The organism is Halomicrobium sp. HM KBTZ05 (genome assembly GCF_041530035.1).
Taxonomy (GTDB): domain Archaea; phylum Halobacteriota; class Halobacteria; order Halobacteriales; family Haloarculaceae; genus Halomicrobium.
The window spans coordinates 3,023,733-3,039,360 of sequence record NZ_CP168057.1 but is presented as its reverse complement, the minus strand read 5'-3'; the positions used below and the strand labels follow the sequence as shown (position 1 = coordinate 3,039,360).

Sequence of the window (15,628 nt, the reverse complement as noted above, 5' to 3'; positions counted from 1 at the left end):
CACTTTCACCGGGGTTCGCGCGCCACTTAACGATTCCCCAGGGTGGTGAAAGTGAAATCGCAGGCTGATGTCGGACGCTGATGACGGCCACTTCTTCGATCAAAACTGACATCTGGTGGTGTCATCTAAGCGATGGTATGGTCGAGGGAAATCAGTTGGTGAATATTGTTGCCGTCCTGATCATCATCGGCACAGCCGTCGTTACGGATGAGCTTCTTCTCGGTATCATCGCCGTGATACTGCTGCGAATCCTGACCGTGCTCGTCGATTTGCGTCGCAGTCTTCGACAGACCGATCGGCCGTTCGCCGCAGGCAGCGAATAACACCCTCGAATCTTCGGCGAGGTAGAACCGTTCTGGTGGGGACTGCCGCGCCGGCCGACGACTGACGACCGGCCGTCTTCGGAGTCGTTCGACCACGTTCAGAGACTCTCTCGCACGCTCAGAGGAGCCCGAAGAAGGGAACGTCGACAGCCGTCCAGGAGAGCGCGTGGATCAGTGCGACCACGAGGAGGTTCCGCGTCCGCTCGTAGGTGAGACAAAACACCAGCCCCTGGCCGAACAGGACGATCAGGTACGTCGCCAGGAACTCCGGCCCGCCACCGAGCCCGTACAGGCCGTGCATGAGCGCGAAGAGAGCCGCGCCCAGGACGACCTCCAGGGCCGGATGGAACCGCTCTCCGAGCCGTCCCTGGACGATTCCGCGAACGAACTGTTCCTCGACGAGTGCGGGCAGCAGGTACAGCCCGAGGAAGACGAGTGGCCACAGCAGCGGCCACGTCCCGAGGCCGACGGCCGAGCCGGAGCCACCGGAGCCGCTGAGGACTTCGATCGAGAGCCCCGCGAGCGGCAACACGAACTGGATGGCCTCGGCCATCAGATCGAGGCCGGCGGCTCCGAGCACCATCCACAGCGTGTCGTGGAGTGTCGGTCGCCGGATCTGCACGACGTTCCAGCGTCGCGTCGTCGCGAGATAGCCCACGACGACGACGGCGACAGCCACCTGTGATCCCTTCGTGCCCGCGAGCGACGCGAGATCCGCGGACCACGGCGCGACGAAGCGATCGAGCAGCGATCGGTGTATCGGGAACACGAACAGCGAGAGGACCGACGCGAACAGCGTCAGCCCGGTCATCCGGATCACCGTCCCGACGCCAGTGTCCGGGCCGACGCGTCGAGACAGGGTGTGCAACCAATGTGCTATCTGGACCATGTGCGTCTCGTTCGACGGTCGACGCCCACATCAACGCCACAGAGATTTAACGCCGTTTTATCGGCGTGTACGCCCGTCTCTGTTCACTCTGGCTGATCGTGTACGCCCGTACACTCGCCCCGAACGAGCGGCGTCCACGACCGGACGGCCGCGTCGAACAGTAGAGTGAAATGTGCTATCGCTCTACGACGACACATGGCCGATCGGGTTTCCTCGCTGCTCACGCGGACCCAGCGCGAGCGCGTCCGAACCGACTTCGCGGACGTAGAGCAGGCGAAACGTCGCCGGGATCAGCGAAAGATCCGCTCGCGCGTCGCTGCGGGCGTCGAGGACTTCGAACTGCTCGTCGACTACCCGGACCGGCAGTTCGAGCTGGCCTTCGAGGACCACTCCGACGAACTGCTCGAAGCGCGCCTCGCCGACGCGTATCTGACGGTCGAGCGATGCAGAGCGATCAACGACGTCGACCGCGACGACCTGCTCGAACGGGCACAGCAGCGTCGGAGCGCGGTCGAGACGGACGAGACGCCATCACTCGAAGCCCTCTCGATCCAGACGAGCGAACAGCGCCGACAGCGCGTCGCGGCCGACCTCGCGGAGAGCTACCGCCCGAGTCGGTGGAAACGCCTCTCGGACGCACTGTTGAAGATCGGGCTGGCGCTGATCGCGTTCGTGAGCGTGCTCGCGGTGATCGTCCCCGAGTTCACGAACGGCTTCGGGTCCGTTCCGGGCATCGTCGGTGCCGGTGTGCTGGCGGGCGGCCTCGGCATCGTGGGACTCCGGGCGGTGAAGTACGACCTGCTCCCGGCGGTGCTGGCGCTCGCGGACGATCCGGCGGGGACGGTCCAGTCCGCGTGGAACCGGCTTTGAGGGTGGCCGCGTCGCCGCTTCACTCCTCGACGACGACCGTCCCCACCATCCCGTTTGCCACGTGGGGCGTACAGATGTAGTCGTACGTGCCCGGGACCTCGAAGGTGTGCTCGAAGGTCTCGCCTTCCTGGAGGGTCTCGTAGCTGTTGCCGGCCTCGTAGCTGGAGAACGGTTCGGCCCCCTCGGGAAGCGAGGCGCTGTCCCACCCGTCGGGCCGACAGCTGACGTTGTGGTTCGGGCTCTGGAACCGCCAGGTGACCGTCGTCCCCGTCGTGACGGTCAGCGGATCGGGCTGGAAGACGTACCTGCCGTTCGGTCCGACCAGCACCTCGTCGTCGCCGGGCGTGGCCGTTTCTGAGTCGCCGCTGCTGGCACAGCCGGCCAGAGCGCCGGTCGCGCTCACGCCGGTCACGCGGAGGAACGTGCGTCGTCGCATCGTCCGAGACGCAGTGCCGGCGCTACAAATAGGGTTCGCTACTCGAACTTCCCGAGCAGGTCGCCGTAGAAGTCGCCCTCGGCGTCGTCGGCCAGCTTCTCGACGATCAGCTCCGGCGTCGAGCGGGCCAGCGTGCCCTTGACCGGCGAGCGATTGACTCGCAGTTCGCCGTCGACCAGCCCCTCGGCCTGGATGCCGTCGACGCTCAGTTCCGCGTCCGCCGCCTCGATGATGTCGCCCGCGAGATGGGAGACGAACACGCCCGTCGCGTCGCACTCGGCGAGGGCTTCGAGGATGCCGGCGACGATCGTCGCCGCCGCGCCGGGCTCGGTGATCGACTCCAGTTCGTCGACCAGCACCATCACGCGGCCGGCGCGAGCGTCGCCCGGACTCCCGTCGACACCGTCGACCAGCGCGCCGAAATCGCGCAGCGTCGCCTCGAAGGCCCCCGCGTCCAGCGTCCCCTGTGTCTTGGCGTGGTAGTGCAGTTCCCGGACGCGGCCGATCCGGGCGTGCTCGGCCGGGACGGGCAGGCCCATGTGGGCCAGCGTCGTCACCAGCGCCACCAGATCCAGCGTCGAGGTCTTCCCGCCGCTGTTGACCCCCGACAGCAGCGCCACGCCGTCGACGCGGTAGTCGACGGGCTCGACGGCTTCGAAGGCCACGTCGAGCAGCGGCGAGCGCCCGCCTTCGATTGCGAAGCCGGGATCGTCGCCGGCCCCGTCGACCCCTCCTACTTCGGGCATCGTACAGTCGAAGTCGGCGGCGAACCGGGCGATCGCGAGCTCGACGTCCAGTTCGAGCGCGTTCTCGACGAGCGTCTCGGCGGCTCCGCGCATCTCTGCGAGGTCGTCGGCCAGCGCTCGTTTCAGCCGCGTGGCCCGCTGGTCTCGTGCGGCGGTCAGTTCCTCGCGCAGGCGCGAGACGGCTTCCTCGTTGTGCTCGACTGGGTAGGTCGGATCGTCGGGGAAGGCCCGGCGTGCGACCGCCTCGGTGTCTGTCAGACCCAGCGTCTCGATCAGGCGGTCGCGGGCCTTCCCGACGGCGGCGTCGTACTCGTCGGCCAGCTCTCTGGACAGCAGCGAGTCCACCCCGGCCCCCCGCTCGACGAGCGAGAGCAGGTCCGTCCCCTCGATGGTCACGTCTCGCTCCTCGATGGCCTCTCGGAGGTGGTCGTTGGCGGCGGATTCGGCCGTCGAGACCGCCGCATCGAGGTCGTCGACGGCGACGGTCAGCCGATCGAGTTCGTCGTCGCCCCGCACGCTGCCGTCTTCGGCGAGCCGGTCCAGCGCGCTCTCCAGGGCGTCCAGATCACAGGGGGCATCGAGGTCGGCCACACGGTGTACCGCGACGGCCGCCCGGATTCGGTCCCGGTTGCGCGTAAAAAACGCAAGCGGGCGCTCTGGCACCACGTCGGCGGGGTTCTCCAGTGCGTCGGGCTGGACGCGCACGTCTCCGTCCACGTCGAGGCCGGCGAACGACTCGTCCAGCGCGACGACGGTCGCGTAGCTGCGACCCAGCTCAGCGAGCTGTCTGGCGTCGTCGACCACCTCGACGGTGACTTCCGGGATCGCCGCCTGTGCCTCGGCGTAGCGCTCGGCGTCGGTCGTCGCCAGACACCGGTCTCGGACGCGCACGTCGCTGGGATCTGCCAGGGGTTCGACGGCCGACAGCGCGTCGCGGACCGCCTCGTCTGGTTCGCGTTCCATCGCCGCCCGCGCTCGCTCCCGGACGGCCGCGATGCGCTCGGGGACGACGCTGGGATAGATCGTCTCCAGGCGCTTCTCGGCGTAGTCGGTGACGGTCCGGTCCTGTAAGAGTCCCAGCGCTTCCCGATACATCTCGCGTGCGCGACTCGTCGCGGCCCACCCGCCGGGGTCGTCGTGTTCGTCCCGGACGGCCGCTCGCGCGATCCGGGCGGCCCGTCCCTCGCTGATCCCCGGGGCCTGGGCCAGCGTCGCCACGTCCCCCTCGCGAAGCGCCCGCTCGGGATCGTCGAGTTCGGCCAGTGCCGCCGCCGTCTTCTCCCCAACGCCGGAGACCGATTCGAGCTCCATCTACCCGACTCCTGCACCCCGGCGGAAAAAAGTCTCCCGCTCGTCGCGATCCCAACGGATTTGCCGACAGCGGTCGACCGAGCGGGCATGACGGAGTATCTCGTCGCCACGTCGTCCGTCCACGTCACGGCCGCCGCCGCCGACTACCTCCAGGAGCGCCTCGATCCGGCGACCGACGAGGTCGTCGTCGTGGCGGTTCGCGAGGCCGACAGTCCCGACCGCGACGCCGGTGACGCGGCCAACGTCGCCCGGTCGCGACTGGCCGCCGTCGCGCCGACGGTGGTGACTCCCGACGGCGATCCGACCGAGACGCTACTCGACGCAATCGAACGGCAAGCCCCCGACGTGGTCCTGGCTGGGCCGAACCGGGGCGTCGAAGGAGCCGAGGGTGTCGGCTCGACCGTCCGGGCGCTCCTCGAACGGGCGCGGTGTCCGGTCGTCGTCGTCCCGTTGCCCGAGCTCTGAGGGGTGTCGGGACGGCCCTTTTAACACTGGGGACGGAGAAGGCGCTTGCATGTCCGCCTCGGAACTGGCGCAACGAGTGCGAGAGGCACTGTCGGCCGACGGCGACGAGTTCGAGGTTCGTGCCGCCGAGGAGGCCGAGTGGCTCAAAGCGGAGGTCCGCGATGGCACCTTCGACAACACCGAAGCGATCGTCGGGCTGGAGCTGGAGCTGTACGCCGTCGACGACCGGACCGACGCCCTCCAGCGCGTGCCCCGGAACCTCCTGGAGCTGATCGGCTTCGAGAAGGAGCTGGGGCTGCACAACGCCGAAATGCAGACCAGCCCCCAACCGCTCAACGAACACGGACTGGAGGCCCAGCTCGCGGAGCTGCGGGCCAACCTCGCGCCCGCGCTCGAACAGACGCACACGGAGAACATCCAGCTGGTCTCCGACGGGATGTGGACGGTCCCGCCGAACGGCGAGACCGCGAGTGGCTACCTCTGTGACTCCGTCGAGGAGCAGGGGGTCCGCATCGCGACCAACATGTCTGCCGCAGTGCGCTACCACGCGATGGCGAACACGGACTACCCGTCGGGGATGGCCCTGGACGCGCCCAACGTCTCGCTCCAGGCCGACACCGTGATGCCAGAGAGCCTCATCACCTCGATTCAGCCCCACTACCAGATCCCGCACGCGCCGGATCTCCCGGAGTACTTCCGGTACGCCTTGCGGATCGCCGGCCCGCTGGTCGCGCTGGGGGTCAACTCGCCGTTCTTCCCGCCGGAGCTCTACGACGACGTGCCAGACAGCCGGATCGTCGACGAGGCCCACATGGAACACCGGATCGGCGTCTTCGAGTCGGTGCTGAACCCGCGCGAGACCGGCTCCGGGACGGACGCGCAGCCGAAAGTCACCTTCCCGACGGACTTCGAGACCGTCGAGGCGGCCATCGACGACGTGGTCGCCGACACCACGATCGTCCCGATGTCGGTGTCGACGGGCGAGCGCTTCGACGACGCCTTCGCACACCTTCGGCACAAACACGGCTCGTACTGGCGGTGGGTCCGACCGGTGTTCGACGGCCCGACGCGGTCGGCCGCCAACGCCCGCATCGAGTTCCGGCCCCTGCCCGGGCAACCGACCGTCAGCGACGCCGTCGCCTTCCAGGCCGTGTTCGCCGGCCTGATGAAGAGCCTCACCCGGCTGGAACACCCCGTGCGCTCGCTGGACTGGGAAACGGCCGAGGCGAACTTCTACGCGGCCGCTCGCGACGGGCTGCGGGCCGACTTCGAGTGGATCACCGCCGACGGCACCGAGACCAGCGCCGTCGACGAGATCTACGGCGAGCTGTTCGAACTCGCCCGCGAGGGACTGGAGGGCCGCGGGCTCTCGACGGAGCAGGCCCTCGGGTACATCCAGCCGCTCAAGGAGCGCGTCGACCGGCGGCTCACTCCCGCCCGCTGGAAACACGAGCAGGTCCAGACGGCCGTCGACGAGGGCGTCCCGCTGACGGAGGCGATCTGGGGGATGCAGTCACGCTACGTCGACCACCAGTCCGAGACGCTGCTCGACGGGAGCTTCACCGACTGGCTGTAGCCGACGCCACGTAGTCGACGGTCGGGCGGGACCCACTTCAGCGTCGGCTCCCGGTCTTTTCGTCTCGAAACGGCGACGGACTGGCCTTTGGCCGCGCGCGCTACTCGTCGACTCGCTCTTCGAGCTCCCGGATGACCTGCTCGGTCTCGCCGCCGTCGCCCCGGACGACCTGCTTGTACTCCGAGTACTCCTCGCGAGACAGCTCTACCGTCTTGGTCTCGCCCTCTCGCCGCAGTTCGAGCCGGACGGTGCCGTGTGGGTTGTTGCGGATCCGATAGCTGGCGACGGCGGTGAAGACGAACCAGAACGCCAGCGACCCCCCGAGGAAGTACACGGTCGTGGTCGGGAAGGCCAGCGACTGAGCGGTCCCGGTCCACCGGGCCGGGTAGGCGTAGGCGAACAGGCCGACGCCGACGACACAGAGGAGCGTGCCCGCGAGCACGCCGACGTGCTCGCGGCGCGTCGCTGGCAGGACGACGACGACCGACGCGAGCGACGCCGGGACACCCAGTCCCGCGAGGACGCCGGCCAGCGACTGGGCCTCGGTCGCGCTGTCGGCTCCCAGTAGCGTCCCGAGCGGCGTCGTCACGATGAGGATGCCGACGACGACGGCGAGCACGCCGACCGCGAACAGCACGACCCCGGCGTAGACGCGTCTCGGATCGCGCCCGTTCCAGCGGGAACCGCCGTAGGCGTCGCCGAGACTCTCCATACGCGGCTACTCGTGGTCGTCGTACAAAAGGGTCCGTCAGACGGTCGCAAGACGGAGCGGGCTCGGTCCCCCTCGCGGCCGACGGTCCGTAGCGGTTAGGTACTCCCCGCCGGAACCCCCGCTATGGCCGATCCGTTCAGACTCTTTCTGGGTTTCGTGGCTCTTCTGGCCGTGGCCTTCCTCGCGGTGTACGCCTACTACGAGAGTGCCGGCGCACCGGCACCGCTCCGCACCCGCCACGGACTGACGCCGGGGCGATCGGCGGTCGCCGTCGCTGTCGGCGTCGGCGTCGCCGTGCTGGTCGTCGCCGTCGGCGGGCGAGTCTCGTTCGAGGCGGTGTTCGCCAGCCGACGATACGTCCTCCGGGTCGGTCTCTGGGTGGTCGTCCTCGTCGGCGCCTGCGAGGCAGTGGCCGGGGGCTACGGCTTCGCCCGCCGGTGGTGGCGGTGCCGGCCCGACCAGGTCGACGCCACGGGGCGGGCCGAGACGGGGACGACGGCGGTGTCCGGTACGGTGACCGACGACCACGCCGACGCTGCGCCCGTGACCGGTCGCTCGGCGGTCTGCTGGTCGTGGTCCGTCTCGGTCACCGGGCCGGGACTGCGACGCTACGACGAGGACGACCCCCACCGGACCGTCGACGGCGGCACCGGTGGCTGTCCCTTCGTCCTCGACGACGGCTCCGGCCCACTGTGTGTCGATCCCACCGACGCGACGCTCGCTCTCGACGGGGAGCGGTCGGTCGTCCGGCGACCGGACAGCGAGCCGCCCGACGGCTTCGCCGACCCCGCACCCAGCGTCGAAGCCGACTACGCCGATCGGCCACGCGAGTACACCGAGACGGTGCTCCGGCCCGGCGACACCGTGACTGTCTGGGGTGCGGTGGTGAGCGACGACGACGGACCGGTCCTCCGCGGTCCCCGGACCACGATCGTCGCCGGGTCGCCGGCCGGCGTCGCGCGGCGGTACCGTCGCCGGGCCGCTGGCTACGCTCTCGCCGGGATCGCGGGCGGTGCCGTCGGCGTCCTCGGCCTGCTCTGGAGCGTCGGCGGGCTCTGATGTCGTCTCCCCCGACCGATCTCGACAGGCTGCGTATCGATCGCTCTGACTGGGGGCGATATCGGGAGACAGCAGCAAAACACGGCTGACACTGCTGGCCGTCACTGCGACGCGGTATTCGCGATCTGGCGAGCTTCTCCCCAGACGTAGTCGGCAGCGTTACTCGCTCTGGATGCGCGGCGCGAGCATGTAGGTGACCGATCCCTGTCCCTCGGCGAAGTCGAAGTGCATCTTGACGGGGAACTCGTCGCCCAGTTCCATCCGGACCTCGGCGTCTTTCGGGATCGCCTTGTTCATGTTCTGCAGGTAGTCGAGTGAGAACAGCGAGTGAGCGTCGCCGGGCGTGAGATCGATCAGGTCCTCGCGGTCGAGTTCGAGGTGGACGTCGTCGGTGTCGCCCTCGGCGTCGACGTAGAACAGTTCGTCGGTGGCGTCGACTCCCAGCGCGATGTGATCGGAGACCATGTCGGCGGCGGTGACGGCACGGTCGATGTCTTTGCCCTCGATGACGACGTGGGCCGCCAGGTCGAGATCCGGCAGGTCCGGCTCCTGTCGGATCGAATCGGGGTCGATCAGCGCGAGCGTGTACTCCAGCCCGTCGATGGCGATGTGGAGCTTGCGCGTCTCTTCGTCCAGTTCGAGGTGGACGAGCTGTCCGGCGTCGGCCATGCCGGCGATGTCTTCGAGCCGCGAGAGGTTGACACCGATGAGGCCGCCGTCGGTCTCGTAGGATTCGAAGGCTGCGGCTTCGAGTGTGAGATCGACCATCCCGACGTTTGCGGGATCGACGGCGCGAATTTCGAGGCCCTCCTCGTTCAGGTGGATCTTGCACTCGTCCACCAGCACGCTCACGGAGTCGAGTGTCGCCTGGAGCGTGTCTGCGCTCACGATGGCGTTGAACATCTTGGCCACGGCTACGCCCCCATCCATTAAAAAAGACGCCATTCATCGCGTGCGCGTGCGGCGACGACCGTCGTCAGGGCTCGGGGTCGAACACGTCGGGCTGTTCGTCGCCTTCCCGCATGATGACGGCCATGTTGCCCTTGCGAGCGACTCGGGTGAGCGCGTGGTCGACGAGCTTGATCGCACCGGGCACCTCGGCGTGCAGCGTCGCGATGACCGTCGATCCGGGCTTGACCGGCGTCGTCTGGACGTTGACGTGGGGATCGCTCTCGATGGCACCCTGTGGGTACACCTCGTCCCAGACGGAGCCGATGGGGTGGAAGCTCGAATCGAGGTTCGGACCGCCAACCGCCATGTACACCCTCGCGGTGTCGCCCACCTGCATCGTCGGCGAGCCGTGGACATCGGGCGTGATCGCGTACTTCTCCCCGTTGGTGAGGACGTAGGTCGGGTCCTCTGCCTTCATCGACTCGAAGTCGAAGTCGTGGTGGCCCTCTTCGCCGGCCTCGCCCGTCGTGTACAGTTCGTGCTGCCCGAAGTAGAACTCGTGGTCGACCTCGGGCAGCCCGTCTTCCGGTTCGACGAGGATCATGCCGAACATCCCCGAGGAGATGTGCATGTCGAGGTTCGGCACGGCACAGTGGTAGATGTACGAGCCCGCGTACGTCGCTTTGAACCGGAAGGTCTCGGTCTCGCCGGGTGCCACCATCGACGCCTCCGCGCCGCCGCCGGGACCGCGCACCGCGTGGAGGTCGATGTTGTGGGGCATCGAGTTGCCCTCCTCGTTCGTGATGGTCAACTCGACGGTGTCGCCCTTCCGCACGCGGATCATCGGCCCGGGGATCTGGTCCTCGAAGGCCATGTACGTGTACGTGACGCCGGGCTCGACCTCGGCGACCAACTCCTTGGTCGTCAACTCGACCTCGACCGTCTCGGGTTCGTCCCGATCGATCGGCTCGGGAATGTCGGTCGGGTCCGCGGCGATACGGTCGACGTCGGTCTCCTTGGCTGGGTTCATGCTTGGCTCCTGTGGGGTCGCGCGATCAGTCGTCGATACCTCGGTCGCCTCCTGGTTGCTCGGCGCGGTACAGCCAGCGAGGGCGGCCGTCCCGCCGACGCCGAGCGCCTTGAGCACGCGGCGACGCGTCGAGCGTGGAATGGATGACATTGAGCTTGCCTCCGACATCTGCACCTTTCTACCCAGACCACATATATACAGAAGCGGCTTCTCAGGCCGTCAGAAGCGCCCGAACAAGTTCGGGATGTACAGAAAACACGTACTACTACACGACGATAGCTATGCCTTCGTACCGCGGGCCGTCTGCCTGTAACGGCGTTCGTCGTCAAGAGGTGGTTGACGCGGTGACGCAATGACAGGTAACAGTCTCATACGGATTATTGTAGATCTTTACCGGATTGACCGCACACCGTGGTGCGGTCGACCGGGAAAACGGCTACACTAATCCGTATCAGTCCCTGCCGTCGGTTTCGGATTCGTCGTCGACGGTGAAGGCGTCCAGAGAGTCTGCGAGCGTCGTCGCACGCTCGTTGAGCGTGGCGGCACTGCTCGCGATCTCGGCGACCGACGCCGTCTGCTCTTCGGCGGCGGCCGAGACTTGCTCTGCACTCTCGGTCACCTCCTGACTGATCTCCGTGACCTCGTCGACCTGACTGACGACGCGCTGCGTGGCGTCGGCCTGTTCGTCCGTGGTCGTGCTGATGTCTTGGACGCCCTGATTGGTGTCTTCGATCGCGTCGACGATCTCCTGTAGCGTGCTGGAGACTTCTCTGACGGTCTCGACCCCGTTACTGATTTGATCTCTCGTCGTTCGGATGTCTGTGACTGTCTCGTCGGTCGCATTCTGGAGTTCGTCGATCTGTGTCTCGATTTGCTCTGCCGCGGTCTTCGTCTCCTCGGCGAGATTCTTGACCTCGTCGGCGACGACGTTGAATCCCTCGCCGCTGCCGTCGGCGTGGGCAGCCTCGATGTTCGCGTTGAGTGCCAGGAGGTTCGTCTGCTCTGCGATGTCGGTGATGAAGTCGACGACCTTGCCGATCTCGTCCATCTGGCTCTGGAGTTCGAGCATCTGTTCGACGGCGGCATCCGAGCGTGACTCGATCTCGGCCATGTCGTCGATGGCAGAGCGGGCCGCTTCTCGCCCCTCCTTTCCGCGTTCTGCCGTCTCGCCTGCCGTGTTGGCGACCGTCGCGGACGCGGACGCCACTTCTTCGATGCTCGCCGAGAGGTTGTTCATGTCGCCGGCAGTCTCTTCGAGTGTCTCGTTTTGCCGGAGTGCACCGTCGGAGATCTGCTGGATCCGTTCGGCGACGGTCTGGCTTGTGGTCTCTATCTCACCGGCACCGCTCGAGACCTCTTCACTCGCTGTCGCGACTTCCTCTGCGAAGGCCATCACGCTGCCGACGGTCGATTCGAGTTGGTCGATCATCGCGTTGAACTCCGTCGCGATCTCGACCATCGCTTCCTGATCGGTGTCGAGGTCCATCCGACGAGTGAGGTCGCCGTCCGCAACTGCCCGCATCACGTCGCTGTAGGCCGCGGCCTGCTCTTTGAGCTGCTGGCTGACTGCTTCTGCCTGCTGTTTCGCGGCCTCGGCTTCCTCACGTGCCGACTCGGCCTCCGAACGAGACTGTTCGGCCTCTTCGAGTGCCTCTTCGGCCTCGGTGATACGTCGCCGGAGAGAGTTACGCATCGCGTCGAAACTGTCGTACAGTCTGCCGATCTCGTCTTCCCGCCCGGTGTCGAGATCGACGTCGAGGTCGCCAGCCTCCATCTGTTCGGCTCGGCTTCGGAGGCGCGTCAGCGGGCTGATCGTCCGCTTGCCGAGCACGACTCCGACGACGCCGAGCGACAGGAGTCCGAGCACCACGAGTAGCCCGACCGACTGGGCGACGTCGTTACGGACGGCGAAGGCCGTCGAAGTCTCGATGTCAGTCATGGCGACCCAGTCGGTGCCGGGAACGGTCGCGTACGCGTAGACACGGTCAGTCCCGATCCGGGTCGTCGTGCCGTTCACGGTTCCGTTCCGGATCGCCCCGAACTGCTGGGTGTGTTCCGTCGTCGACACTGTCCGGTCGATGTCGAGGACTGTCTCTCCGTTTTCGTTGACGATCGTCGTCCGTTGGTCGGTGTTTTCCCCCTGGATCCGTTCGAGTTGTGGTTGGATCCGACTGACGACGACGACGTAGGAGTTGGGCCGCTGTGGGACGGAACTAGCGAACGCCATCACCGGCCGATCGTTGAGAACCGGTGAGCGGTACGAGCGGTCCGACTGCCAAACGCGGCTGTTCTCTCCCGGCCCTTCGGGTACCTCTGCGTCGGTCCACGGAGCGTCGACCTCGTCGAGTGAGCGATCTTCGATCGGTAGCTCCGTGCTCGCGACGACCCGGTTCTGGCTCGTGTTCACGTAGTGCATGCTCACGATGTCTTCCGAGAGCAACTGATCCTGCAACAGGATGTGTGCCGCCGCCGTCCGGTCGGACTGGAGTGGTTCGCCACTGGACACCGACCGGGTACTCGTTCGCATCTCTGCGACCCACGAACCGATCGACTCGCCCTGGAGTTTGCTGGTCTCTTCCAGTTGCTGCGTCGTACTGCGCTCGACCGTCTCCTCGGCTTGGACGTAGGTCATCCCCCCGACCCCGGCAATGACGATCATGACCGCGAGAAACGCGATCGCGAACTGTGCGGCGTACCGCTGTCGGACGAACGACGGCGTGAGCAGACGGCCGTAGCGCGTGAGTCGATCACTCATCTGTCGTCACCCCTCTACCTCCGTCGGAACCGTGATCTCTCCGGCGACGATGTCGTCTCTCGACTGCTGGAGTGCCGCGGCGACCTCGTCGGGGACGGCGGGTTCCAGCGAGATACCGTAGACCAGGTCGACGCCGTTGGCTTCGAGGCCCAACGAGACGACGTTGCCGCCCTGGAAGTCGTTCTCGACCACGTCGGTGGTGGCGCTGTAGACCGCGTTGTCGACGCGCTTGACCATGCTCGCGAGGATCACGTCGGCGTACTGTGGATTGCTCCGAGACTGGTCGGCGTCGACCCCGATCGCGTACCGGTTCGACGCTTGAGCGGCCTGAAAGACCCCGAGCCCTGCACTGCCTGCGGCGTGATAGACGATGTCTGCGCCCTCGTCGTACATCGCCTTCGCAGTATCGTACGCCCCTTCGATGTCACTGAAGTTCCCCAGATACGACGAGCGGACGGTCACGTCCGAATCGGCGTAGTTCGTCCCGGCCCGGTATCCCGCCTCGAAGCGCTCGATCAGCGGATTCTCGACACCGCCGACGAAGCCGACTGTCCGCTGGTCGGGGACTGTCGCGCCGGTACCGAGATCGATCTCTCTACTCGTCAGTTCGCCCGCGAGGTGGCCGGCCTGGAACGACCCCTCGTGCTCACTGAAGACGTAACTGGCCACGTTCTCGGCGTCGACGACACTGTCGACGATCATGAACCGCTGCTCGGGAGACTCGGATGCGATGTCGCTCAGTGATCCCTCCTGGACGAAGCCGATACAACAGAGAAGATCGTAGTCAGGTGCCTTGCTGTCGGCCAGTCGTTGCTGGAGCAGTGCGATGTCGTCTCGAGTCTCGGGTTCGTGATTCGAGAACGAGATCCCGTAGTCGAGTCGCGCCCGCTGGATACCCCTGTTTGCGGCGTCGTTGAACGATCGATCGTCGAGTCCGGCGAGGGCGTATATCATGCCGACCTGCGTGACATCCTCGTCGACCTGTTCGGTCTCTGTCTGTCGACCTGTCGACTCGTTATCCCCCGTGATGTCCGAGCAGCCTGCGAGCCCGGCCGCGCCGACACTGGCGGTCGCCTGGAGCAGTTGTCGTCTGGTAAAGCGTGGGAAACTCATTGCACGTTACCTTTCAGACGGATCTGTTCGATAAAGAGTGTATCTCACCAATATCGTAATTGATAATATATATGGTAGTCACTCACTCACACTGGTATGGTCGCTCCAGAGAGCCGCCCCGACCACGCGAGACGAACAGACAGCCATCCGTACGGTGGTGTGTCGCTTCGGTTCCGATCGCTCATTCGATGTCCCTTTCCCCTTCGGCCGCGTCCATCAGTGTATGACCACCAGTACGTCCCGACACGGAGAGCGAGTCTCACGGAGGCAACCGTAACATGTCCGGGAAAGACGACTACTACAACAGGGCCAAGCAAGAGGGGTATCGCGCCCGCTCGGCCTACAAGCTACAGCAACTCGACGAGACCGCCGGCCTGCTGGGCCAGAACCGGACGGTGCTGGACCTCGGGGCCGCACCCGGCGGCTGGATGCAGGTCGCCGCGGAACGCGTCGGCAGCGGCGGCGTCGTGATCGGCGTCGACCGCCAGCGCATCGACGACCTCGACGATCCCGACCCGAAAGTCGAGACGATCCGCGGGGACATGACCGACGAGGCGACGAAAGCGGAGGTGCGCGACGTGGTCGGTGCCGAGGGCGACGAGCGGCCGGTCGACGTGGTCATCTCCGACCTCGCGCCGAACATGACCGGGGAGTACGACCTCGATCACGCCCGCTCGATCCACCTCGCACGCCAGGCGTTCGCGGTCGCCGAAGACGTGCTCGCGACCGGCGGCGACTTCGCGGTGAAGGTGTTCGACGGCCAGGACCTCGCCGACCTGGAGGCCGACATCGAGAGCGAGTTCGAGTACGTCCGGCAGGTCCGGCCCGACGCCTCTCGGGACTCGTCGTCGGAGCTGTACCTCGTCGCGAAGGGCTTTCTCACCGCGCCGGTCCGCGAGGGCGACACGGTGGAAGTCACCATCGAGGACGTGGGCAGCGAAGGCGACGGCATCGCCAAGGTCGAGGGGTACACGCTGTTCGTCTCCGGGACCGAAACGGGCGACACCGTCACGGTCCGGGTCGACGACGTGAAACCCAACTTCGGGTTCGCACAGCCAGTCGGCGAGTAGCCCGTTCGGGTACGTCGTCGTAACCTCTCGACAGACGGTGTCTCGGCATCGACTCAGATCTGTCGGTCCGTACGGCTGCGAGTTCACCAGTCAGGCGTCCGTACCTCTTTATTGGATGACCGTCTGGAAGAGATATGGTCCTCCTTTCCAAATACTGGTCTAGTAAACCTATCCAGTTCCTCCTTGTCGTAATCTCTGCAGTCATCGCTATCGACCTGTCTTACGAGTATTGGGCGACAGCAGGGCGAGCTAATATCTATCTCGGTGTCATCGGTGTATGCACGCTACTGGTCGTGCTTTTTTCTACACTTGGTTCTAAATCTGACAACGTTCAAAAATCGGACTGATAGACTCACCACCTGTACTGACCGCACGTTTGCCG

General features: G+C 66.2%; 14 protein-coding genes. 6 read left to right on the top strand and 8 right to left on the bottom strand.

Annotated features, from left to right (window positions below; translation table 11 throughout):
• Window positions 1-137: 137 nt before the first annotated feature.
• Window positions 138-323, top strand: a complete 186-nt coding sequence (locus ACAH01_RS15840; protein ID WP_170093179.1) for a hypothetical protein — start codon at window positions 138-140, stop codon at window positions 321-323.
• A gap of 118 nt (window positions 324-441) precedes the next feature.
• Here the strand turns inward: ACAH01_RS15840 and ACAH01_RS15835 are convergent, their stop codons facing one another.
• A complete protein-coding gene (locus ACAH01_RS15835; RefSeq protein WP_372479833.1) occupies window positions 442-1,212 on the bottom strand; it encodes a lysostaphin resistance A-like protein in 771 nt (256 codons plus the stop codon).
• Window positions 1,213-1,407: 195 nt separating this feature from the next.
• On the opposite strand from ACAH01_RS15835, the gene ACAH01_RS15830 reads away from it, so the two are divergent.
• Window positions 1,408-2,082: an ABC transporter permease gene (locus tag ACAH01_RS15830; RefSeq protein WP_372479832.1), complete on the top strand. Its 675-nt coding sequence runs from the start codon at window positions 1,408-1,410 to the stop codon at window positions 2,080-2,082.
• A 19-nt stretch (window positions 2,083-2,101) separates the two neighbouring features.
• On the opposite strand, the gene ACAH01_RS15825 is transcribed toward ACAH01_RS15830, so the two are convergent.
• Together ACAH01_RS15825 and ACAH01_RS15820 are read right to left on the bottom strand one after the other, a co-directional pair.
• A complete protein-coding gene (locus ACAH01_RS15825; protein WP_208627620.1) occupies window positions 2,102-2,518 on the bottom strand; it encodes a plastocyanin/azurin family copper-binding protein in 417 nt (138 codons plus the stop codon).
• 38 nt (window positions 2,519-2,556) lie between these two features.
• Window positions 2,557-4,575: a helix-hairpin-helix domain-containing protein gene (locus ACAH01_RS15820; RefSeq protein WP_372479831.1), complete on the bottom strand. Its 2,019-nt coding sequence runs from the start codon at window positions 4,573-4,575 to the stop codon at window positions 2,557-2,559.
• Between the two features lie 87 nt (window positions 4,576-4,662).
• Here ACAH01_RS15820 and ACAH01_RS15815 point away from each other — a divergent pair, with 87 nt between their 5' ends.
• Complete coding sequence (locus tag ACAH01_RS15815) at window positions 4,663-5,040, top strand: universal stress protein (RefSeq protein WP_372479830.1); 378 nt, start codon at window positions 4,663-4,665, stop codon at window positions 5,038-5,040.
• A gap of 49 nt (window positions 5,041-5,089) precedes the next feature.
• The gene (locus ACAH01_RS15810) at window positions 5,090-6,616 is read left to right on the top strand and encodes a hypothetical protein (RefSeq protein ID WP_372479829.1); all 1,527 of its coding nucleotides are present in this window, start codon (window positions 5,090-5,092) and stop codon (window positions 6,614-6,616) included.
• Window positions 6,617-6,716: 100 nt separating this feature from the next.
• Here the strand turns inward: ACAH01_RS15810 and ACAH01_RS15805 are convergent, their stop codons facing one another.
• A complete protein-coding gene (locus ACAH01_RS15805) occupies window positions 6,717-7,328 on the bottom strand; it encodes a hypothetical protein (protein WP_170093186.1) in 612 nt (203 codons plus the stop codon).
• A 123-nt stretch (window positions 7,329-7,451) separates the two neighbouring features.
• On the opposite strand from ACAH01_RS15805, the gene ACAH01_RS15800 reads away from it, so the two are divergent.
• Window positions 7,452-8,387 carry a GIDE domain-containing protein gene (locus ACAH01_RS15800; protein WP_372479827.1) on the top strand — a complete coding sequence of 312 codons (936 nt, stop codon included), beginning with the start codon at window positions 7,452-7,454 and terminating at the stop codon, window positions 8,385-8,387.
• A 159-nt stretch (window positions 8,388-8,546) separates the two neighbouring features.
• Here ACAH01_RS15800 and ACAH01_RS15795 read toward each other — a convergent pair whose 3' ends face one another.
• From ACAH01_RS15795 to ACAH01_RS15780, 4 genes are all read right to left on the bottom strand, one after another.
• Complete coding sequence (locus ACAH01_RS15795) at window positions 8,547-9,290, bottom strand: DNA polymerase sliding clamp (protein WP_153552181.1); 744 nt, start codon at window positions 9,288-9,290, stop codon at window positions 8,547-8,549.
• A 73-nt stretch (window positions 9,291-9,363) separates the two neighbouring features.
• Window positions 9,364-10,458: a copper-containing nitrite reductase gene (gene nirK / locus ACAH01_RS15790; protein ID WP_372479826.1), complete on the bottom strand. Its 1,095-nt coding sequence runs from the start codon at window positions 10,456-10,458 to the stop codon at window positions 9,364-9,366.
• Between the two features lie 301 nt (window positions 10,459-10,759).
• On the bottom strand, window positions 10,760-13,063 hold the full coding sequence (locus ACAH01_RS15785) for a methyl-accepting chemotaxis protein (RefSeq protein ID WP_372479825.1): 2,304 nt from the start codon (window positions 13,061-13,063) through the stop codon (window positions 10,760-10,762).
• Window positions 13,064-13,069: 6 nt separating this feature from the next.
• On the bottom strand, window positions 13,070-14,176 hold the full coding sequence (locus ACAH01_RS15780; RefSeq protein ID WP_372479824.1) for a BMP family protein: 1,107 nt from the start codon (window positions 14,174-14,176) through the stop codon (window positions 13,070-13,072).
• Window positions 14,177-14,454: 278 nt separating this feature from the next.
• On the opposite strand from ACAH01_RS15780, the gene ACAH01_RS15775 reads away from it, so the two are divergent.
• On the top strand, window positions 14,455-15,246 hold the full coding sequence (locus tag ACAH01_RS15775; RefSeq protein WP_153552179.1) for a 23S rRNA (uridine(2552)-2'-O)-methyltransferase: 792 nt from the start codon (window positions 14,455-14,457) through the stop codon (window positions 15,244-15,246).
• The last annotated feature ends 382 nt before the right edge of the window (window positions 15,247-15,628 follow it).